The 18,228-nt window shown below is 73.4% G+C and carries 21 protein-coding genes; 13 read left to right on the top strand and 8 right to left on the bottom strand.

Annotated features, from left to right (window positions below; genetic code table 11):
• Position 1 precedes the first annotated feature (1 nt).
• The 6 genes from ACIP93_RS21030 (at position 2) to ACIP93_RS21055 (ending at position 4,600) form a co-directional block, all read left to right on the top strand.
• The gene (locus tag ACIP93_RS21030; protein WP_401760904.1) at positions 2 to 517 is read left to right on the top strand and encodes an NUDIX hydrolase; all 516 of its coding nucleotides are present in this window, start codon (positions 2 to 4) and stop codon (positions 515 to 517) included.
• Positions 514 to 930, top strand: a complete 417-nt coding sequence (locus ACIP93_RS21035; RefSeq protein WP_401760905.1) for a YidH family protein — start codon at positions 514 to 516, stop codon at positions 928 to 930. The genes ACIP93_RS21030 and ACIP93_RS21035 overlap by 4 nt, the downstream gene beginning before the upstream one ends.
• A complete protein-coding gene (locus tag ACIP93_RS21040; RefSeq protein WP_401760907.1) occupies positions 927 to 1,253 on the top strand; it encodes a DUF202 domain-containing protein in 327 nt (108 codons plus the stop codon). The genes ACIP93_RS21035 and ACIP93_RS21040 overlap by 4 nt, the downstream gene beginning before the upstream one ends.
• 203 nt (positions 1,254 to 1,456) lie before the next feature.
• Positions 1,457 to 2,488, top strand: a complete 1,032-nt coding sequence (locus tag ACIP93_RS21045) for a phosphotransferase family protein (RefSeq protein WP_401760909.1) — start codon at positions 1,457 to 1,459, stop codon at positions 2,486 to 2,488.
• 7 nt (positions 2,489 to 2,495) lie between these two features.
• Positions 2,496 to 3,710 carry an acyl-CoA dehydrogenase family protein gene (locus ACIP93_RS21050; RefSeq protein ID WP_401760910.1) on the top strand — a complete coding sequence of 405 codons (1,215 nt, stop codon included), beginning with the start codon at positions 2,496 to 2,498 and terminating at the stop codon, positions 3,708 to 3,710.
• Positions 3,711 to 3,982: 272 nt separating this feature from the next.
• Positions 3,983 to 4,600, top strand: a complete 618-nt coding sequence (locus ACIP93_RS21055) for an acetate uptake transporter (RefSeq protein WP_401760912.1) — start codon at positions 3,983 to 3,985, stop codon at positions 4,598 to 4,600.
• Positions 4,601 to 4,612: 12 nt separating this feature from the next.
• Here ACIP93_RS21055 and ACIP93_RS21060 read toward each other — a convergent pair whose 3' ends face one another.
• On the bottom strand, positions 4,613 to 5,206 hold the full coding sequence (locus ACIP93_RS21060; protein WP_345224548.1) for a TetR/AcrR family transcriptional regulator: 594 nt from the start codon (positions 5,204 to 5,206) through the stop codon (positions 4,613 to 4,615).
• Between the two features lie 221 nt (positions 5,207 to 5,427).
• Positions 5,428 to 6,189 (bottom strand): SDR family oxidoreductase, encoded by a 762-nt coding sequence (locus ACIP93_RS21065; protein ID WP_345224546.1) that lies wholly within the window; start codon positions 6,187 to 6,189, stop codon positions 5,428 to 5,430.
• 216 nt (positions 6,190 to 6,405) lie between these two features.
• On the opposite strand from ACIP93_RS21065, the gene ACIP93_RS21070 reads away from it, so the two are divergent.
• The 3 genes from ACIP93_RS21070 to ACIP93_RS21080 all read left to right on the top strand — a co-directional run bounded on the left by ACIP93_RS21070 (position 6,406) and on the right by ACIP93_RS21080 (position 9,553).
• Positions 6,406 to 7,656 carry an exo-beta-N-acetylmuramidase NamZ domain-containing protein gene (locus ACIP93_RS21070; protein WP_401760914.1) on the top strand — a complete coding sequence of 417 codons (1,251 nt, stop codon included), beginning with the start codon at positions 6,406 to 6,408 and terminating at the stop codon, positions 7,654 to 7,656.
• Between the two features lie 287 nt (positions 7,657 to 7,943).
• Positions 7,944 to 8,555: a hypothetical protein gene (locus ACIP93_RS21075; protein ID WP_345224544.1), complete on the top strand. Its 612-nt coding sequence runs from the start codon at positions 7,944 to 7,946 to the stop codon at positions 8,553 to 8,555.
• 245 nt (positions 8,556 to 8,800) lie between these two features.
• Positions 8,801 to 9,553, top strand: a complete 753-nt coding sequence (locus tag ACIP93_RS21080) for a 3-keto-5-aminohexanoate cleavage protein (RefSeq protein WP_401761031.1) — start codon at positions 8,801 to 8,803, stop codon at positions 9,551 to 9,553.
• Between the two features lie 45 nt (positions 9,554 to 9,598).
• On the opposite strand, the gene soxR is transcribed toward ACIP93_RS21080, so the two are convergent.
• Positions 9,599 to 10,063, bottom strand: coding sequence for a redox-sensitive transcriptional activator SoxR (gene soxR / locus ACIP93_RS21085; protein WP_345224542.1), 465 nt, complete (start codon positions 10,061 to 10,063; stop codon positions 9,599 to 9,601).
• Positions 10,064 to 10,160: 97 nt separating this feature from the next.
• Between soxR and ACIP93_RS21090 the strand changes: the two genes are divergently transcribed.
• Positions 10,161 to 10,622, top strand: coding sequence for a MaoC family dehydratase (locus tag ACIP93_RS21090; protein ID WP_401760916.1), 462 nt, complete (start codon positions 10,161 to 10,163; stop codon positions 10,620 to 10,622).
• Between the two features lie 120 nt (positions 10,623 to 10,742).
• Here the strand turns inward: ACIP93_RS21090 and ACIP93_RS21095 are convergent, their stop codons facing one another.
• The 3 genes from ACIP93_RS21095 to ACIP93_RS21105 form a co-directional block, all read right to left on the bottom strand.
• Positions 10,743 to 11,387 (bottom strand): TetR family transcriptional regulator, encoded by a 645-nt coding sequence (locus ACIP93_RS21095; protein WP_401760918.1) that lies wholly within the window; start codon positions 11,385 to 11,387, stop codon positions 10,743 to 10,745.
• Positions 11,388 to 11,476: 89 nt separating this feature from the next.
• On the bottom strand, positions 11,477 to 11,764 hold the full coding sequence (locus tag ACIP93_RS21100) for a YiaA/YiaB family inner membrane protein (RefSeq protein ID WP_345224536.1): 288 nt from the start codon (positions 11,762 to 11,764) through the stop codon (positions 11,477 to 11,479).
• Between the two features lie 81 nt (positions 11,765 to 11,845).
• Entirely contained in the window at positions 11,846 to 12,997 is a 1,152-nt protein-coding gene (locus tag ACIP93_RS21105) for an acyl-CoA dehydrogenase family protein (RefSeq protein WP_401760919.1), read from the bottom strand.
• A 74-nt stretch (positions 12,998 to 13,071) separates the two neighbouring features.
• Between ACIP93_RS21105 and ACIP93_RS21110 the strand changes: the two genes are divergently transcribed.
• The 3 genes from ACIP93_RS21110 to ACIP93_RS21120 all read left to right on the top strand — a co-directional run bounded on the left by ACIP93_RS21110 (position 13,072) and on the right by ACIP93_RS21120 (position 15,682).
• Positions 13,072 to 13,770, top strand: a complete 699-nt coding sequence (locus ACIP93_RS21110; protein WP_401760921.1) for a TetR/AcrR family transcriptional regulator — start codon at positions 13,072 to 13,074, stop codon at positions 13,768 to 13,770.
• Between the two features lie 14 nt (positions 13,771 to 13,784).
• The gene (locus ACIP93_RS21115) at positions 13,785 to 14,591 is read left to right on the top strand and encodes an ArsR/SmtB family transcription factor (RefSeq protein WP_401760922.1); all 807 of its coding nucleotides are present in this window, start codon (positions 13,785 to 13,787) and stop codon (positions 14,589 to 14,591) included.
• Positions 14,592 to 14,731: 140 nt separating this feature from the next.
• Entirely contained in the window at positions 14,732 to 15,682 is a 951-nt protein-coding gene (locus ACIP93_RS21120) for a DMT family transporter (RefSeq protein WP_345224526.1), read from the top strand.
• Here ACIP93_RS21120 and ACIP93_RS21125 read toward each other — a convergent pair.
• Together ACIP93_RS21125 and ACIP93_RS21130 are read right to left on the bottom strand one after the other, a co-directional pair.
• Positions 15,679 to 16,761: a zinc-binding dehydrogenase gene (locus tag ACIP93_RS21125; protein WP_401760924.1), complete on the bottom strand. Its 1,083-nt coding sequence runs from the start codon at positions 16,759 to 16,761 to the stop codon at positions 15,679 to 15,681. The two genes, ACIP93_RS21120 and ACIP93_RS21125, sit on opposite strands and share 4 nt — an antisense overlap.
• 42 nt (positions 16,762 to 16,803) lie before the next feature.
• Positions 16,804 to 18,198, bottom strand: coding sequence for an aldehyde dehydrogenase family protein (locus ACIP93_RS21130; protein ID WP_345226631.1), 1,395 nt, complete (start codon positions 18,196 to 18,198; stop codon positions 16,804 to 16,806).
• Positions 18,199 to 18,228 lie beyond the last annotated feature (30 nt).

Raw genomic sequence — 18,228 nt, forward strand, 5'->3', positions numbered from 1 at the left:
CATGAACCCCAGTGAAGAGATCCTGGACGTCGTCGACGAACGCGACGAGGTCGTCGGGCAGGCCCCGCGCGGTGAGGTGTACGCGCGGGGCCTGCGCCATCGCTGCACCTTCGTCCGGGTGCGGGACGCCGACGGCCGGATCTTCGTGCACCGCAGGACGGCCACGAAGCTGGTCTATCCGTCGCTGTACGACATGTTCGTGGGCGGTGTGGTGGGCGCGGGCGAGTCCTACGACGCGGCGGCGCTGCGCGAGGCGCAGGAGGAGCTCGGGGTGTCCGGGCTCGCGCAGCCCGTGCCGCTGACGAAGTTCCTGTACGAGGGCGCCGACGGGCAGAGCTGGTGGAGCGCCGTGTACGACGTGCGGTGCGAGCTGCCGGTGGAGCCGCAGGCCGAGGAGGTCGCCTGGTACGCCTTCCTGACGGAGGAGGAGCTGGCCCGGCGGACCGGCGGGGGCGCCGACGGCTGGGAGTGGGTGCCGGACGGGCTGGCCGCGTACGAACTCCTCGCGCGCCGGTGAGCGGGCCTCGGGGCGGTCCGAAGGACGGGCTGAGGGACGGGTTGCGGCTGTGGGTGGCGCCGCGGCGGGTGCAGGAGGAGGGCGAGACGCCCGACTACCGGTTCTCGCTGGCCAATGAGCGGACCTTCCTGGCCTGGGTACGGACGGCGCTGGCGCTGGTGGGGGCCGGGTTCGCGGTGGACCAGTTCCTGCCGGACCTGCGGTGGGGGGTGCGGGTCGGGCTCGCCCTCGCCCTGCTGGGGGCGGGGGCGCTGTGCGCGCTGCGGGCGGTGAACCACTGGGTGCGGTGCGAGCGGGCGATGCGGCGGGGCGAGGACCTGCCGGTGACGCGCTTCCCGACGGTGCTGAGCCTGCTGGTGGGGGTGGTCGCGGTGGCGATGGTGGTGGTCGTGGTGTTCGGGTGGGCGGGGTGAGCGCGTCGTCGCCGGGCGGGGCAGCGCGGGATCCGGGGCTCCAGCCGGAGCGGACACGGCTGGCGTGGCGGCGGACGACGCTGTCGGCGACGGTGGTGGCGGTGCTGGCGGCGAAGCAGGCGGTGCGGGACGGGGCGACGGGGGCGGGGCTGCTCGGGGCGGCGCTGAGCGCGTTGGTCTGGATCGGGTTCCTGGTGGTCGCGCAGGGGCGGATGCGGGAGTTGGGGGAGGCGCGGCCGGTGGGGCTGGGGGTGGGGCGGGCGTGGGCGGTGGTGGGGTGCGGGGTGGCGCTGGCGGGGTTCGGGGTGGCGGTGGTGTGGTGAGCGTCGAGGGCGGGGCCGGGGCGGCGCGTGCGCCGGGGCGGGGTGCGGCGCGCAGCCGGGGCGGTGGCGCGCGGCCGGTGAGGGCGAGGCGGGGGCGGGGGCGCGCGGCCGGTGAGGGCGAGGCGGGGGCGGGGGTAGACGGCATACCGACTGGTCGGCATCATGGGCGGGACCGATCGCCGCACGCGCTGGAGGTACCTCCCATGAGCACCGTTCCCCCCGGCCCCCCGGGCCTCGACCCAGTGCGGCTGCGTGCGTACCTGGACCGGGAGCGGCCCGGGCTGGCCGGTGGCCCGTTGACCGCGCGGCTGATCGAGGGAGGGCGCTCCAACCTGACGTACGACGTCACGGACGGGCGGGCCCGCTGGGTGGTGCGCCGGCCGCCGCTCGGCCACGTACTGGCGACGGCGCACGACATGAAGCGCGAGTTCCGGGTGATCAGCGGGCTCCATCCGACGCGTGTGCCCGTACCGGCGCCGGTGCTGCTGTGCGAGGACGAGGAGGTGCTCGGGGCGCCGTTCTACGTGATGGAGTTCGTGGCGGGCACGCCGTTCCGGACCGCGGAAGAGCTGGCGTCCCTGGGCCCCGCGCGGACGCACGCCGCCGTGCTCCGTCTGGTGGACACCCTGGTGGAGCTGCACGCCGTGGACCCCGGTGCGGTCGGGCTCGGTGACTTCGGCCGGCCCGAGGGCTTCCTCGACCGGCAACTGCGGCGCTGGGAGAAGCAGTTGGACGCCTCCCGCAACCGCGACCTGCCCGGCATCGACGAACTGCACGCCGCGCTCGGGCGCGAGCTGCCCGACTCCCCCGCACCCACCGTCGTGCACGGCGACTACCGGCTCGACAACGTCCTCATCGGCGGTCCCGACGACGAGATCCGGGCGGTCCTCGACTGGGAGATGTCCACACTGGGCGACCCGTTGACGGATCTGGGACTGCTGGTGATGTACGGGACGGAGCTGGGCATTCCCGGCTCCCCCGTCTCCACCACCGCCTCGGCGGCCGGGCACCCGACGACCGACGAGATCGTCGCGCGCTACGCGGCCGCGTCCGGCCGGGACGTGTCGGCGGTGCACTGGTACACGGCGTTCGCCTGGTTCAAGCTCGCGGTGATCCTCGAAGGCATCCACTGCCGCTACACGCTCGGGCAGACGGTCGGCGCCGGTTTCGACCGGATCGGCGAACTCGTCCCCGTCTTCATCCAGCACGGCCTGTCGACCCTGCGGAAGGGCTGAGGAATTCATGGACTTCGCGTACGACGCACGGACCGAGGAGCTGCGCGGCAGGCTGCTCGCCTTCATGGACGAGCACGTGTACCCGGCGGAGGCGGTGGCCCACGAACAGCGGGCGCGGCTCGACTCGCCCTGGGACACCCCCGCGGTGGTGGCGGAGCTGAAGGCCGAGGCGCGGCGGCAGGGGCTCTGGAACCTCTTCCTGCCGGACGCGCGGTACGGGGCCGGGCTGAGCAATCTCCAGTACGCGCCGCTCGCCGAGATCACCGGCCGCTCGCCGCAGTTGGCGCCGACGGCCCTGAACTGCGCGGCGCCCGACACGGGGAACATGGAGCTGCTGGCGCAGTTCGCCACCGAACGGCAGAAGAAGCAGTGGCTGGAGCCGCTGCTGGCCGGGGAGATCCGGTCGGCCTTCGCGATGACGGAGCCCGAGGTGGCGTCGTCGGACGCGACGAACATCGAGACGCGGATCGAGCGGGACGGGGACGAGTACGTCGTCACCGGGCGCAAGTGGTACATCTCCGGGGCGATGAACCCCGACTGCGCGGTCTTCGTCGTGATGGGCAAGACCGACCCGGACGGCGCCGACGTACGCCGTCAGCAGTCGATGGTCCTGGTGCCGCGCGACGCCCCGGGCGTCGAGGTCCGCCGGGCGATGCAGGTGTACGGGTACGAGGACCACTCCCACGGGGGTCATGCGGAGGTCGTCTTCGACGGCGTACGGGTGCCCGCCGCGAACCTGGTCGGCGAGGAGGGCGGCGGCTTCGCGATCGCGCAGGCGCGGCTGGGCCCGGGGCGCATCCACCACTGCATGCGCCTGATCGGCATGGCCGAGCGGGCCGTCGAGCTGATGTGCCGCCGGGCGGTGGCCCGTTCCGCCTTCGGCAAGCCGTTGGCACAGCAGGGCGTCGTGCAGAACTGGATCGCGGACGCGCGGGTGAGCGTCGAGCAACTGCGGCTGCTGGTGCTGAAGACCGCCTGGCTGATGGACACGGTCGGCAACCGGGGCGCGCACACCGAGATCCAGGCGATCAAGATCGCGACGCCGCGTGCGGTGCTCCGGATCATCGACGACGCGGTGCAGCTGTACGGGGCCGGGGGCGTCAGCCAGGACTTCCCGCTGGCGGAGCTGTGGGCGGCGGCGCGGACCCTGCGGCTGGCGGACGGGCCGGACGAGGTCCACCAGAGGTCGCTGGCGCGGCGGGAGCTGAAGAAGTACCTGTAGGGCTCCGCGCCGGGGGCCGCCGAGCGGGGTTCCTCGGCCGGTCCCCGGCCGACCGGGGCCCGCCGGGGTTCCTTGGCCCGGGTCGCGTGCGAGGACCTGTGGCGCGGCGGCAGGGTCGGGCGGCCCCTGCGGGGCGGGACTGAGATCCCGGCCACAGGGGCCGCTTTTCGTCGGTTTGAGCCCGAATCGACCGGTAAATTCGATGGCTCATTCCTCGTTCGGCCTCGCATCTGAAGCCTTCCGCGAGGTCGTCCACGCGAAGGTTCCGTCCCATGTCTCATGCCCCCGCGGCTCCCGCCGTCCCCGTGACCACCCCCGCCGCCCCCGCGGCCGTCACGGTCGCCAACCCCGGTCCGCTCGGGCTGGCCGCGTTCGCGCTGACCACGTTCGTGCTCAGCGTGTTCAACTCGGGCCTGGTCTCGAACACCGCCCTGAGCGCGGTGGTACTGCCGCTGGCGCTGTTCTACGGCGGGCTGGCGCAGTTCGCGGCCGGGCTGTTCGAGTTCCGGCGCGGGAACACCTTCGGGGCGACGGCGTTCGTGTCGTACGGGGCCTTCTGGATGGCGTTCGCCGGTTACGTGAAGTTCGTCGTGCCGGGGCTGCCGAAGGAGGACGCGCACCTGGCGACGGGACTGTTCCTGATCGCGTGGTTCGTCTTCACGCTGTACATGACGGTGGCGGCGCTGAAGCTGGACCTCGCGCACCGGGCCGTCTTCGTCACCCTGACCCTGACCTTCCTGTTCCTGGCGCTCGGGGACCTGGCGCAGAACGTGACGCTGGGGCACGTCGGCGGCTGGCTGGGCCTGGTGTGCGCGGTGTGCGCCTGGTACACGTCGTTCGCGACGGTCACGAACGAGACCTGGGGCCGGAAGGTCCTCCCGCTCGGCTGACGCCGCGCCCCCTCAGGGGCGCAGGGCCCGCAGCAGGAGGTCCGCCAGGTGGTCGGCGACCTGCTGGGGGGTCAGCGGGCCGTCGGGGCGGTACCACGTGGAGAGGTGGTGCACGGAGCCGAAGTGGTAGTCCACCACCAGGTCGGCGGGGGTGGCGGTGGAGAAGACGCCGGTGTGCTGCCCCTCCTCCACCAGGGCCCGGAAGCGTTCGTGGTAGCGGCGGCGTTCGGCGCGGACCTGCTTGTTCTTCTCCGGGCTCAGGTGGTGCATCGAGCGGAAGAAGATCGAGGCGTCGTCGAGGTTCTCGATGGTGGTGACCACGACGTCCGCCGCCGCCTCGCGCAGCCGCTGCTCGACGGGGGCGTCCGCGTCGGCGAAGGCGTCCAGGCGTTCCTGCTGGAGGCGCAGGACGCGGCCGTAGACCTCGTGCAGCAGGTCGTCCTTGGAGCCGAAGTAGTGGTAGAGGGCGCCCTTGGTGACGCCCGCCGCCTCCACGATCTCCTGGACCGAGGTCCGGTCGTATCCGCGCTCCGCGAAGAGCCGGGTGGCGGCGGCCAGCAGCCGCTGCGGAACGGGAGTGCCGCCGGGTTCGGTCGTTCTGGCCATGTGCCGCTACCTGCCTTGCCTGTGCGCGTGAGAAGTCTCGTGCTGTCGCGTACGGGACGTCCTGTGCTGTCTGGTACGGGGCGCCCCGTGCTGTCTCGTACTCGTGCTCGTACTCGTGCGTGGAACGCTGTTCCCGTCGGACGATCTTCCCACTCGCCGTCCTGGGCGGTTCCGGCAGGCCGACCGCCTCGCGCGGGCAGGTGGACGCGCGGCGGCGCCGGTCACCGTCCCGACCCTTCCCACTTCTGCTGGAGCTGGTTCATCCCGGCGAGCCAGCGGTCGGTGTCGCCCGCCCGGGCCCGGTAGTAGTCGGCCACCTCGGGGTGCGGCAGGATCAGGAAGCGGTCGGCCGCGATGCCCTCGAAGAGCGCGTCCGCGACGTCCTCCGGCTCGATGGCGGTGGGCGCGAGCACCAGGTCGCCCGCCGATCCGGCGGAGGCCAGCAGGTCGGTCCGCACGCCCTGCGGGCAGATCGCGTGGACCGCGACGCCCTGGTGACGGTACGTGAGCGACAGCCACTCCGCGAAGGCGAGCGCCCCGTGCTTGCTGACGCTGTACGGCGCCGCGCCGATCATGGTGAGCAGCCCGGCGGCCGAGACCGTCGACACGAACCGGCCGCTCCCCCGCTCCACCCACTCGGGGATCAGCGCGCGGGCCGCGCGCACGTGCGCCATCACGTTGACGTCCCAGGCCAGCTCCCACAGGTCCTCGGCGAACGGGTCGCCGCCGCAGCCGACGCCGGCGTTGGCGCAGTAGACGTCGATCCTCCCGCCCAGGGCCTCGCGGGCCTCCTCGACGATCCCCGACGCGTCCCCGGGGACGGCGAGCGCGCCGATCTCCGCGGCGACCGCCCGCGCCTTGTCCGCGTCCAGGTCGTTGACCACGACCCGGGCTCCCTCGGCCGTGAACCGCCGGGCCAGGGCGGCTCCGATGCCGCCTCCCGCTCCGGTGACCACGACCGTCGCGCCCTGTACCGCATCCATCCGGGACCTGCCTCTCGATGCCGACGTCCCCAGCAGACTAACCAGTCGGTATGGAGGGGGAAAGGGGTGCACGCGGGAGATCCGGAGCGCGCTGCGTTCCGCGGGGCCTCCGGAGGGACTAGCGTGCGCGGACGTGCCGCGGGGCACAGCGGTGCGCGGGACATTCGGGGTGACGCCCGGTGCGAGGCCGGGCGTCCGGGCGCGGAGGTGGCACGGATGAGCTTGTCCAGACGAGGTCTGCTGGCGGCGGGCGGCGGCACGGCGGGGGTGCTCGCGGCGGGCGGTCCGGCGCGGGCGGCGGCGCGGGCGGGCGGCGGGCCCCGGGTGCGGACCGGTTTCGTCCGGCTGGCGGCCGACGGGTACCGGCTGCTGCGTGGCCGCAAGGTCGGCATCGTCACCAACCCCACCGGGGTCACCGCCGACGTGCGGCACGTCGTCGACGTGATGCACGCGGACGCGGCGGTGGACCTGACCGCCGTGTTCGGCCCCGAGCACGGCTTCCGGGGCACCGCGCAGGCGGGCGGCTCGGAGGGGCGTCACGACGACCCGGCGACGGGACTGCCGGTGTACGACACGTATCTGAAGAGCGGGCAGCCGCTGGCCGACGTCTTCACGGCGTCCGGCGTGGACACGGTCGTCTTCGACATCCAGGACGCGGGGGCGCGCTTCTACACGTACATCTGGACGCTGTACGACTGCATGGCGGCCGCCGCGCTCGCCGGCAAGCGTTTCGTGGTGCTGGACCGGCCGAACCCCGTGTCGGGGCGGGCGGCGCTCGGGCCGGTGCTGGACCGGGCGTTCGCGACCTTCGTCGGGCGGGAGCCGATCGCGCAGGCGCACGGCATGACGGTGGCGGAGCTGGCGCTGCTGTTCAACGCGGAGTTCCTGGCGGAGCCGGTGCCGCTGGAGGTGGTGCGGATGTCGGGGTGGCGGCGGGGCGACTTCTTCGACGCGACGGGGCTGCCGTGGGTGCCGCCGAGCCCCAACATGCCGACGGCGGACACCGCGTTGGTGTACTCCGGCACCTGCCTCTTCGAGGGGACGAACCTGTCGGAGGGGCGGGGCACGGCCCGCCCGTTCGAGCTGCTGGGCGCGGAGGGCGTGGACCGGAGCTGGGCGCGGGCGGCGAACGCGGAGCGGCTGCCCGGGGTGCGGTTCCGGGAGGCGTACTTCACGCCGACGTTCTCGAAGTTCCAGGGCAGGACCGTCGGCGGTGTCCAGCTCCACGTCCACGACCGGCGGTCCTTCGACCCGGTGCGCACCGGCATCGCCCTGCTGGTGACGGCGAAGCGGAGCTGGCGCGGCTTCGCCTGGCGTCCGGACAACTGGATCGACAAGCTCACCGGCAGCACCCGGGTGCGGACCATGATCGACGCGGGGGCGGGGACGGCCGAGGTGGTGGCGGCCTGGCAGACGGACCTGGCGGCGTTCCGCGCGGTCCGGCGGGAGCATCTGCTGTACCGGTGACGGCGGTGCGCGCGAGGGCCGCGCCGGTGACCGCACCGGCGACCGAGGGAGCCGAGGGAGGTGAGAGCCCCTCAGTTTCCGCCGCTCTTCACTCGTTCGAGTGAGGCGTTCGAGCAAGGAGGCGTGGACCTTGCGTGACGGAGGAGTGGACAGAGAAGGGAGAGATCCGTGCGAACCGGGATCAATTGATCCCTGATGGGGCTCATCGGATTTTCAATGGAGCCGAAACGGGCACCCGTACGTCCATTCATCGACGCCGAAGTACCAGCGACGGAGGTGGCAGTGCGATGGCCGGTTTTCGGAGTCTCGCGAGACAGGTCCGTGATCCGAGGTGTGATCTTGCGTTGCGGCGCTATTCGCTGCGCAAGTGTCTGGAGCGGTTCGCCCCGTACGGGCACCGGGCGACCTGGGACCACCTGTGCTCCCGGCACGGGTTCGGTCCCGAGGACAGGGCGCCCGATCCGGCGCGGCTGGTGGCCGCGCTGGAGGAACTGGAGGAGGCGCGGGCCGTCTGGCTCGCGTACGAGGTGGAGTTCGCCGAGCGCCGCAAGCGCGAGAAGCACGACGGGCTGCGGCGGCCGGGCTCCTTCGACGACTGGCACCGGCGGACCTGGGGCGGGTTCGGTGTCGCGTGGTGCGACGATCCGGCGGCCCATCCGGCGGCCTCCCTGGCGGAGGTGCTGCGCGGGTTGATCTCCGCCCTGGAGTCGGAGCCGGGGGAGCACTGTCCGGTGTGCGCGTCGAGCCGGATCGTGTGGCGGCAGGACCTGGTCCACGAGCCGTGGTTCGGACCGGTCTGCACGGGATGCGGAATCCTGGTCCCGCAGCCCGTCCTGACGCCCGAGGCGCTGTCCCGGGCGAAGCGGGCGCGGCGCAGGGAACTGGCGTCCGTGGCGTGAGCACGCGGGGCGCGGCGCAGGCACCGCCCGGGGCGCCGCGCCCCCCGTGTCCGCGGCGGGAAGCACCGGGCGTCCGCGGCCGGCGGGGTCCCCCGGGTTCGTGACAGGGAGCCCGGTGTGGACGCGGGTCCCCCGTGTTCGTGACAGGGCGGTCCGTGGGGGTTTCCGCGCGGCGACAGGGCGAATGCTCTGAGCATGGCTGAATGTCAGTGGCGGGTGTCACCATCGAATGCATGGTCGAACCCTTGATTCAGGTCTGTGTGAACGGTCAGCGCGGTCCCGGCGACGGTGCCGCCGTTCCCGTGTCGCCGGACGCCATGGCCCGGTCCGCCGCCGCCGCGGTGGCCGCCGGGGCCTGTGAGGTGCACGTGCACCCCAAGACACCGTGCGGCGACGACACGCTGTCGCCCCGCTTCCTGGCGAGCACGCTGACGGCGATACGGGACGCGGTGGACGTCCCCGTGGGCGTGACGACCGGCGCCTGGACGGAGCCCGAGCCGCGGCGCCGGGTCGAGCGCATCGCGTCCTGGACGGTGCTGCCCGACCACGCCTCGGTGAACTGGCACGAGCCGGGCGCGGAGGAGGTCGCCGAGGCGCTGCTCGCGCGCGGGGTGGCGGTGGAGTCCGGGCTGTGGTCCGGCACCGACGGCGTGGACCGCTTCCTGGACTCCCCGCTGGCGAAGCGGTCGTTGCGGGTGCTGGTGGAGGTGACCGACCCCGATCCGCTCACCGCCGAGGACTCCGCGCTCCAGTTCCTGGCCGACCTCTCGCGGCGGGGCGCGGTCGGCGACCGGGGCGAGGTGCGCGGAGCGCCGATGCTGCTGCACGGGGAGGACGGCGGGGCCTGGCCGGTGCTCGCCCTCGCCAGACGCCTGGGTCTCGCCACCCGCATCGGGCTGGAGGACACGCTGCTGCTCCCGGACGGACGGCACGCGGAGTCCAACGCCCAACTGGTGAGCGCCGCCCGCAGCATCCGGTGGCCGGGCAAGGACTGCTGACGCGCGTCCGGGCGGCCGGGCCCGGCGGAGGGCGGCGCGGCGGGCTCAGCCCCGCTTCTTCTCCCCCATCAGGCGCGAGCCGGAGATCTGTTCGCCGATGACGTCGTCCGGGTTGGACAGCACGCAGGTCTCCAGCGACAGGCAGCCGCAGCCGATGCAGTCGGTGAGGTGGTCGCGCAGCCTGCCCAACTGCTGGATGCGGGCGTCGAGTTCGGCGCGCCAGTTCTCCGAGAGGCGGGCCCAGTCCTCGCGGGTGGGGGTGCGCTCCTCCGGAAGTCCGGCCAGCGCGTCGCGGATGGTGGCCAGCGGGATGCCGACCCGCTGGGCGGCGCGCACGAAGGCGACCCGGCGCAACGCGTCGCGCGTGTACCGGCGTTGGTTGCCGGAGGTGCGGCGGCTGCTGATCAGGCCCTTGGCCTCGTAGAAGTGCAGGGCGGACACGGCGGCGCCGCTGCGCGCGGACAACTGGCCGACCGTGAGCTCGTGGATCTTCACTGGAATCTGCGGCACCCGGTGAACCCTAATGGACGTCCGTTGACAGGGACGTGGGGGTCCGATCATGCTGAGCAAACGCTTGATCAAACGCGTGGGCAGCGAGGGAGCAGGGATGACCGAGCCGAGGATCTTCACGTCCGCCGAGGAGCTGCGCGCCGGGGTCGGCGAGCAGTTGGGGCACAGCGAGTGGCTGGAGATCGACCAGAAGCGGATCGACCTGTTCGCCGACGCGACGGGCGACCACCAGTGGATTCACGTGGACCCCGAGCGCGCGGCCGGGGGGCCGTTCGGGAAGACCATCGCGCACGGTTATCTGACGCTGTCGCTGCTGCCGCTGTTCGTGCCGCAGGTGCTGCGGGTCGAGGGCATGAAGATGGGCATCAACTACGGCACCGGCAAGGTCCGTTTCCCGTCGCCGGTGCCGGTGGGCTCGCGGCTGCGCGCCACGGCGGTGCTGACCGACGTGTCCGAGGCGGGCGGCGGGGTGCAGGTGACGGCGAAGGTGACGGTGGAGATCGAGGGCGGCGCGAAGCCGGCGTGCGTGGCCGAGTCGATCTCGCGCTACTACTTCTGAGCCCGGCCCACGCGCTGCCGGGCCCGGCCCGCGCACTCCGGGTCGTCCTCGCACCGCTGGGGCGCCCGCCCACGCGCTGCCGGGCCGCCCCACGAGCCCGCGGGCGCTTCCGGGCCCCGCCTACGAGCCCGCGGCCACCATCCGCAGCACGAGGTCGGCGTAGAGCGCGCCGACCTCGTCGGGGGTGCGCCGCCCCTCGGCGTTGAACCAGCGGGCGACGTCGATGCACAGCGACAGCACGGCGAGCGTGGTGCCCGGCACGTCGGGGACGTCGAACTCCCCCGCCTTCACCCCGTCGTTGATGATGCGCCGCACCGCCGCGTCGCTGCGGCGGCGCAGTTCCACGATCTCCGCGCGGTGCTCCTCGCCGAGGGCTTCCAGTTCGTACTGCACGACGCGGGCGGTGGTGTGGTGCGCGGCATGCCACCGCACGAAGGTCACGACGGCGTCCGCGAGCCGTTCGGCCGCGCTGCCGTCGCCGTCGGCGGCGGTCTCCAGGATGCGCAGGGCCCTGTCGTGGCCGATGCGGCTGATCCGGTGGAGCAGCTCTTCCTTGGTCTTGTAGTGGATGTAGAGCGCGGCCGGGCTCATGCCCGCGCGGCCCGCGATGTCACGGGTGGTGGTGGCGTGGTAGCCGCGCTCGGCGAAGGCCCCGACGGCGGCGACGAGCAGCCTCCTGGCGGCCTCCGGGGCGACCTCTCCCCAGGCGGCCGCCTCGCCGGTCCCGCCCTCGGCGGCGCCCTCCGCGTCCTGCGCCGTGCTCATCGCGCACCCCTCTCCCGTCCGTACAGCAGGACGCACACCATACCGCGCAGCACTGAGCAAGCGCTTAGCGCGGCGGGTCCGAGGGTGTCTCAGAGCTTCTGGAAGGGGTCGTGCTCGGCGAGGATCTTCTCCAGCCGCGCCTGGTCGACCCGGCTGACGAGCTGCCCGGCCTCCTGCTTGTCGCGGATCACCTTGGCGAGGGTGAAGCAGGAGGTGGTGAGGTAGAGGACGGCGATGGCGAGGAAGGCGCGCACCCAGCCGCTGGCCTCGAGGGAGAAGATGCCGACGGCGGTCGCGGAGACGGCCACGACGAACGACGCGACGGCCTGGCCGTAGTAGGCCCCGGTGTTCTGCTGCTTGACCTGTGTATCGCTCATGCGGCAAGGGTGGCGCGGGTCACTCGGGGCGGCCATCCGTACGCGTACTCAGAAACGTACTCAGAGGGCCGCCCGGTGCGCTCAGAAGGCCGAGACCCCGGTCAGCGCACGGCCGATGAGCAGCTTCTGGATCTGGCTGGTGCCTTCGTAGAGGGTCATCACACGGGCGTCGCGCAGCAGCTTGCCCACCGGGTACTCGTCGATGTAGCCGTAACCGCCGTACACCTGGAGGGCGTTGTTCGCGGCGCGCACGGCGGCCTCGGAGGCGAAGAGCTTGGCCTGGGACGCGGCGGTGGCGAAGGGCTCGCCCCGGTCGATCAGGTCGGCGACGCGCCAGGTGAGCAGGCGGGCGGCGTCGACGTCGACCGCGATGTCGGTGATGAGTTCCTGGACGAGCTGGTGGTGGGCGATGGTCCTGCCGAACTGCTCACGCTCTCCCGCGTACGACAGGGCCGCGTCCAGGGCCGCCTGCGCGATGCCCACACAGCCGGCCGCGACCGACATCCGGCCCTTGGCCAGCGCCGACAGGGCGGCCGAGAAGCCCTTGCCCTCGGGCCCCAGCATCGCGGAGGCGGGGACGCGGACGTCCTGGAGGACGAGTTCGGCAGTGGCCTGGCCGCGCAGACCGAGCTTGCCGTGGATGGTGCGCCGGGTGAGACCGGGGGTGTCGGTGGGGACGAGGAAGGCGGAGACGCCCTTGTGCCCGGGGGCGTCGGTGGAGCGGGCGAAGAGGAGGACGACATCGGCCCAGGTGCCGTTGGTGATGAACGTCTTGGTGCCGTTGACGACGTAACCGTCGCCGTCGCGGACCGCGCGCGTGCTCAGGTTTCCGGCGTCGGAGCCGGTGCCGGGCTCGGTGAGGCCGAAGCAGCCGATCGCGTCGCCCGAGGCCAGGCGCGGCAGCCACGCCCGCTTCTGCTCCTCGCTCCCCCACGCGGCGATCGTCTTGGCGACCAGCCCGAGCGAGACGGAGACGATGCCGCGCACCGAGGAGTCGCCGCGGCCGAGTTCCTCGGTGACCAGGCAGTAGGCGAGGTGGTCGCCGCCGCTGCCGCCGTACTCCTCGGGGATCGTCAGGCCGAGGAAGCCGAGCGCTCCGAGCTTCCCCACGATCGCCCGGTCGACGCTCTCGGCGCGGTCCCACTCCGCGGCGTGCGGGGCGACCTCGCGGGTCACGAAGTCGCGGGCGAGCCGCCGGACGGCCGTCTGCTCCTCGCTGAGCTCCAGGTCCACGGCACCCACTCCGTTCTTCGCCGACGATAAATTAGCACTGCTAGTTTCTGATCGCCGGGCCTACTATGTGCCGCATGGCCCGTCCGCGCAAGCCCCTGTTGAGCAGAGACCGCATCGTCGAGGCGGCGAGCGCGCTCGTGGACGCCGAGGGCCTGGAAGGGGTCTCCACGCGGCGGCTGGCGGCGGAGCTCGGGGTCAGCGGGCCGTCGCTCTACAACCACTTCCGCACCAAGGACGAGATCCTGGAGGCGGTCGCGGACGCGGTGTCGGCGAAGGTCGACCTGTCGATGTTCGACGTGGACGACGGCCGCGAGTGGCGGCAGGCCCTGCACGACTGGGCGCTCTCCTACCGCGCCGCGCTCACCGAGCACCCGCACATCGTCCCGGTGCTCGCGCGCGGCCCCGGCCGCCGCCCGGCCGGGCTGCGGGTCGCCGACGCGGTGTTCGGGGCGATGGTGCGGGCCGGCTGGCCACCCGCCCAGGCGACGTACATCGGCGCTCTCATGCGCTACTTCGTGACGGGTTCGGCGCTGGGCTCCTTCGCGCGCGGCTTCGTGGACGACGCGACGGCGTACGACCCGGCGGACTACCCGCACCTGGGGCAGGCGCACCTGCTCGCGAACCACCAGGAGCGGGTGGACGAGGGGGCGTTCGAGACGGGCCTGCGGGCGCTGCTGGACGGGCTGGGCGTCCAGTACGAGGCGGTCCGCCGCCGCCCGCGCGGGCCCGCGGAGGCACGGACGACGGTTCGGCCGGCGCCGAAGCCCGGGTAGGGCACCCTGGGGGCATGCCGAATCCCTCCGCCCCCGCAGCCGGTACAGCCAGAACCTCCGCGGCCGGTAAGGACAGGGCCTCCGCGGGCCTGAAGGCCGGGGCCCCCTGGTCCGTCACGGCCGCCTCCCCCGCCGCCCGGCTCGCCGCGCTCACCGGGCTGCTGGCCGACGAGACCCGGGCCGTGTTCCTGCTCTCCCTGCTGGACGGCCGCGCCTGGACCGCGAGCGAACTCGCCCGGCAGGCCGGCGTCGCCGCCTCCACGGCCAGCGAACACCTGGGGCGGCTGGTCGGCGCCGGGCTGCTCGCCGAGGAGCGGCAGGGCCGCCACCGTTACGTACGCCTGGCGAACGCGGACGTGGCGCAGTTGCTGGAGGCGGTGGCCGCGTACGCGATTCCGGGCCGTGACGCCCCGCACACGCTGCGGGCGGCGAGCGCGGGGGCCGCGATGGCGCGGGGGCGCACCTGTTACGACCATCTGGCGGGCCGGCTGGGCATCGCGATCACGGAGGCGATGGAGGGCCGGGGCCTGCTCCTGACGGGCAACGGCTTCGCGCTGACCGACGCGGGCCTGGCCTGGTTCACCGGCCTGGGCATCCATCTCGCCGCCGTCACGTCCCGTCGCCCGACGGTGAGTTCGTGCCTGGACTGGACGGAGCGCAAGCGCCATCTGGCGGGCGTCGCGGGGGCGGAGCTGTGCCGTCGCGCGCTGGCGGAGAAGTGGTGCGTACGGATCGGGACCGAGCGCGCGGTGCAGGTGACGCCGGAGGGCGAACACGCCCTCGCCGAACTGCTCGGCATCGACGCGACGACCCTTCGCTGACGAGAGTGCGCCGAAATGGATGCTTCGCCGACGGCACTTCGCCGAACGAACGCTTCACCGAACGAACTTCACCGAATGAGCGCTTCACCGACGGCAATACTTCGGTGACAACCGAAGTGTCCCTGTCCTAGCATCGCGGCATGAGCAACTCCTCCTCTCCCGCCGCCCGTTCCGAGCCGCTCGCGCTGGTCGCGGCCGCCGTCACCGTCGTCCTGTGGGCCTCGGCCTTCGTGTCCATCCGCAGCGCCGGCGCTTCGTACGAGCCGGGCGCGCTGGCGCTCGGCCGCCTGCTGTCCGGCTCCCTCGTCCTGGTGGTGATCCTGCTGGTACGGCGCGAGGGCCTGCCGCCGAAGGCCGCCTGGCCGGGCATCGCCGTCTCGGGCCTGCTCTGGTTCGGCGCGTACGCGGTCGCGCTCAACTGGGGTGAGCAGTTGGTCGACGCGGGCACGGCGTCGCTCGTGGTGAACGTGGCCCCGATCCTGATGGCCCTGCTGGCCGGCCGCTTCCTGGGCGAGGGGCTGCCGCCGCGCCTGATCGCCGGGATGGCGGTGTCCTTCGCGGGCGCGGCGATCGTGGGCGTCTCGATGTCGGGCGGCGGCGGGACGTCCGTGCTGGGCGTGGTCCTGTGCCTGGCGGCCGCCGTGACGTACGCGGTCGGTGTGGTCGTCCAGAAGCCCGCGCTGACGCACGCGACGCCGCTCCAGGCCACCACGTACGGCTGCCTGATCGGCGCGGTGGCGTGCCTGCCGTTCGGCGGGCAGTTGGCGCACGGGCTGGCGCACGCGCCGCTCTCCGCCACGCTCAACATGGTCTACCTGGGCGTCTTTCCGACCGCGCTGGCCTTCACCACCTGGGCGTACGCGCTGAAGCGCACCACGGCGGGGAAGATGGGCGCGACCACGTACGCGGTGCCGGCGATCGTCGTCCTGATGTCGTGGCTGCTGCTGGACGAGGTGCCGGGCTGGATCACGCTGCTCGGCGGGGCGGTGTGCCTGGCGGGGGTGGCGGTGTCCCGCTCGCGTGCGCGTGCGTCCGGGGCGGAGGTGCCGCTGGCCGACGCCGCCGCCCCCGAGACGCCGAAGGCCCGCTAGAACACCACCAGTGCCCGGCCGCCCCTGCCCGCGAGCATGTTGTCGAAGGCGGCCGGGATGCCGTCGAGGGTGATGCGCTCGGTGACCAGGGAGGCGAGGTCGAAGCGGCCCGCCCGGATGTGCCCGGCGAGGACGGGCAGGTCGCGGGCCGGGTCGCTGTTGCCGTACACGCATCCGGACAGGGTGCGCCCCCAGTGGAAGATCTCCAGGGCGTTGAAGGTGACCTGCTGGTCCTTGCCGCCGATGCCGACCACTGTCGTACGGCCGCCCCTGCGGGTGGACTCCCAGGCGGTACGGATGGTGGCGGCGCGGCCCACGCACTCGACGGCGACGTCCGCGCCGTGCCCGCCGGTGCGGCGGCGGACCTCCTTGGCGGTGGTGTCGGAGGCGAGCAGGAAGTCGGTGGCCCCGGCCCGCCGGGCCAGTTCCTCCTTCGCCGGGGAGACGTCGACGGCGAGGACCTGGCCCGCTCCGGCGATCCGGGCGGACTGGATCGCGGCGAGCCCGACGCCTCCGACGCCGTACACGACGACGCTCTCCCCTTCGCGCACGCGGGCGCTGTGGTGCACGGCGCCGTACCCGGTGAGGACGGCGCAGCCGAGCAGGGCGGCGTCGGTGAGCGGGATGCCGTCCGGGGCGGGGAGCACGCACTTCGCGGCGACGACGGTCTCCTCGGCGAAGGCGGCGACGTTGAGGCCGGGGTGCAGGTCGGTGCCGTCGTCGGTGATGCGGGCGTGGACGTCGCCGGCGCCGGTGAGGGCGTCGGCGCACAGCCAGACCTCGCCGAGCCCGCAGGCGTGGCAGGAGCCGCAGGAGGGCGCCCAGTTGAGGACCACACGGTCGCCCGGGGCGAGGTGGGTGACGGCGTCGCCGACCTCGGTGACGGTGCCGGCGCCCTCGTGGCCGAGGACGGCGGGGAGGGGGACGCGCAGGGTGCCGTCGGCGAGGGAGAGGTCGGAGTGGCAGACGCCGGCGGCGGCGAGCTCGACGCGGACCTGGTGGGGGGCGGGGGCGGGGAGCGTGATGTCGGTGAGGTGGAGGGGGGCGCGGGGCGCGCGGACGACGGCGGCGCGGGTCACGGGGGCTCCTTGGGGGGTGCGGGGAGGAAGGAGGGCGGTCGCTCAGAACTGGAGGGACTTCGTCTGGAGGTATTCCGCGAGGCCGTGGGCGCCGAGCTCACGCCCCACCCCCGACTGCTTGTACCCGCCGAAGGGGGCGAGCGGATTGAACCGCCCCCCGTTGATGTCCACCTGCCCGGTCTCCATCCGCCGCGCGAACGCCGCCGCCGTCTCCGGCTCCGCCGCCCACACCGCCCCCGCGAGCCCGTACACCGTCCCGTTCGCGATCCGCAGCGCGTCGGCCTCGTCCTCGTACCGCAGGATCGAGATCACCGGTCCGAAGATCTCCTCCTGCGCGACGGTCATCTCGGGGGTGACGTCGGCGAACACGGTCGGCGCGACGTAGTACCCCTTCTCCAGCGGGGCCTCGGGCCCGCCCGCGACGAGCCGCGCGCCCTCCGCGACGCCCTTCTCGATGTACCCGCGCACCCGCTCCAACTGCTTGGCGTTGACCAGCGGTCCCATCCGCTCCCCCGGCACGTACTTGGCCACCGCGTCCGCGGCCAGCGCCACCGCCTCCTCGTACACCTGCGTGTGCACCAGCATCCGCGTCCACGCGCTGCACGTCTGCCCGGAGTTGGCCATGACGTTGGCGACGCCGACGTTCACCGCCCTGGCGAGATCGGCCCCCGGCAGGATCACGTTGGCGGACTTGCCGCCCAGCTCCAGCGCGACCCGCTTCACGGCCGCTCCCGCGACCGCCCCGATCTGCCGTCCCACGGCCGTGGAGCCGGTGAACGACACCAGGTCGACGCCCTCGTGCCCCGCGAGCGCCTGTCCGGCGACCGGCCCGAGGCCCGTCACCAGGTTGAACACCCCGCCGGGCAGCCCCGCCTCGTGCACCACCCGGGCGAAGAGCTGCGCGGTCAGCGGGGTGTCCTCGGCGGGCTTGAGGACGACCGTGCAGCCGGCCGCCAGGGCCGGGGCCACCTTGGCGACGATCTGGTGGAGGGGGTAGTTCCAGGGCGTGATGGCCCCGACGACGCCGACCGGCTCCGCGTAGACCGTCGAGTTGCCGATCCGCTCCTCGAAGGGGTACGTGGCGGCCAGTTCGGCGTACGAGCCCGCGACCACGACGGGCAGTCCGGCGTGCACGGCCTCGGCCATGGCGGGCGGCGCGCCCAGCTCCGCCGTGACGGTCGCCGCGATCTCGTCCTTGCGCGCGGCGAGCCCGTCGCGCAACGCGCCGAGCAGCGCGGCCCGTTCGGCGGGCGGGGTGGCGGCCCAGCCGGGGAACGCCTCCCGTGCCGCCGCGACCGCCGCGTCCACGTCGGCGGCGGTGCCTGCCGGGACGTGCCCGATGATCTGCTCGTCGGCGGGGTTCACGACGGGGAGGGTGTCCTCGCCGAGGGCGGGACGCCATGCGCCGCCGATGTACATGCCGCTCTGTGCCTGCACCGTCATCGAAGTTCCTCCACGCGTCCGGTC

The organism is Streptomyces sp. NPDC088745, from assembly GCF_044751045.1.
Taxonomy (GTDB): domain Bacteria; phylum Actinomycetota; class Actinomycetes; order Streptomycetales; family Streptomycetaceae; genus Streptomyces; species Streptomyces cremeus.

What these genes read in the sequence shown, in the direction of transcription:
- ACIP93_RS21030 (WP_401760904.1), top strand. Translation starts at nt 2, where the DNA reads ATGAACCCCAGTGAAGAGATCCTGGACGTCGTCGACGAACGCGACGAG.
- ACIP93_RS21045 (WP_401760909.1), top strand. Translation starts at nt 1,457, where the DNA reads ATGAGCACCGTTCCCCCCGGCCCCCCGGGCCTCGACCCAGTGCGGCTG.
- ACIP93_RS21050 (WP_401760910.1), top strand. Translation starts at nt 2,496, where the DNA reads ATGGACTTCGCGTACGACGCACGGACCGAGGAGCTGCGCGGCAGGCTG.
- ACIP93_RS21055 (WP_401760912.1), top strand. Translation starts at nt 3,983, where the DNA reads ATGTCTCATGCCCCCGCGGCTCCCGCCGTCCCCGTGACCACCCCCGCC.
- ACIP93_RS21060 (WP_345224548.1), bottom strand. Translation starts at nt 5,206, where the DNA reads ATGGCCAGAACGACCGAACCCGGCGGCACTCCCGTTCCGCAGCGGCTG.
- ACIP93_RS21065 (WP_345224546.1), bottom strand. Translation starts at nt 6,189, where the DNA reads ATGGATGCGGTACAGGGCGCGACGGTCGTGGTCACCGGAGCGGGAGGC.
- ACIP93_RS21070 (WP_401760914.1), top strand. Translation starts at nt 6,406, where the DNA reads ATGAGCTTGTCCAGACGAGGTCTGCTGGCGGCGGGCGGCGGCACGGCG.
- ACIP93_RS21075 (WP_345224544.1), top strand. Translation starts at nt 7,944, where the DNA reads ATGGCCGGTTTTCGGAGTCTCGCGAGACAGGTCCGTGATCCGAGGTGT.
- ACIP93_RS21090 (WP_401760916.1), top strand. Translation starts at nt 10,161, where the DNA reads ATGACCGAGCCGAGGATCTTCACGTCCGCCGAGGAGCTGCGCGCCGGG.
- ACIP93_RS21095 (WP_401760918.1), bottom strand. Translation starts at nt 11,387, where the DNA reads ATGAGCACGGCGCAGGACGCGGAGGGCGCCGCCGAGGGCGGGACCGGC.
- ACIP93_RS21100 (WP_345224536.1), bottom strand. Translation starts at nt 11,764, where the DNA reads ATGAGCGATACACAGGTCAAGCAGCAGAACACCGGGGCCTACTACGGC.
- ACIP93_RS21110 (WP_401760921.1), top strand. Translation starts at nt 13,072, where the DNA reads ATGGCCCGTCCGCGCAAGCCCCTGTTGAGCAGAGACCGCATCGTCGAG.
- ACIP93_RS21115 (WP_401760922.1), top strand. Translation starts at nt 13,785, where the DNA reads ATGCCGAATCCCTCCGCCCCCGCAGCCGGTACAGCCAGAACCTCCGCG.
- ACIP93_RS21120 (WP_345224526.1), top strand. Translation starts at nt 14,732, where the DNA reads ATGAGCAACTCCTCCTCTCCCGCCGCCCGTTCCGAGCCGCTCGCGCTG.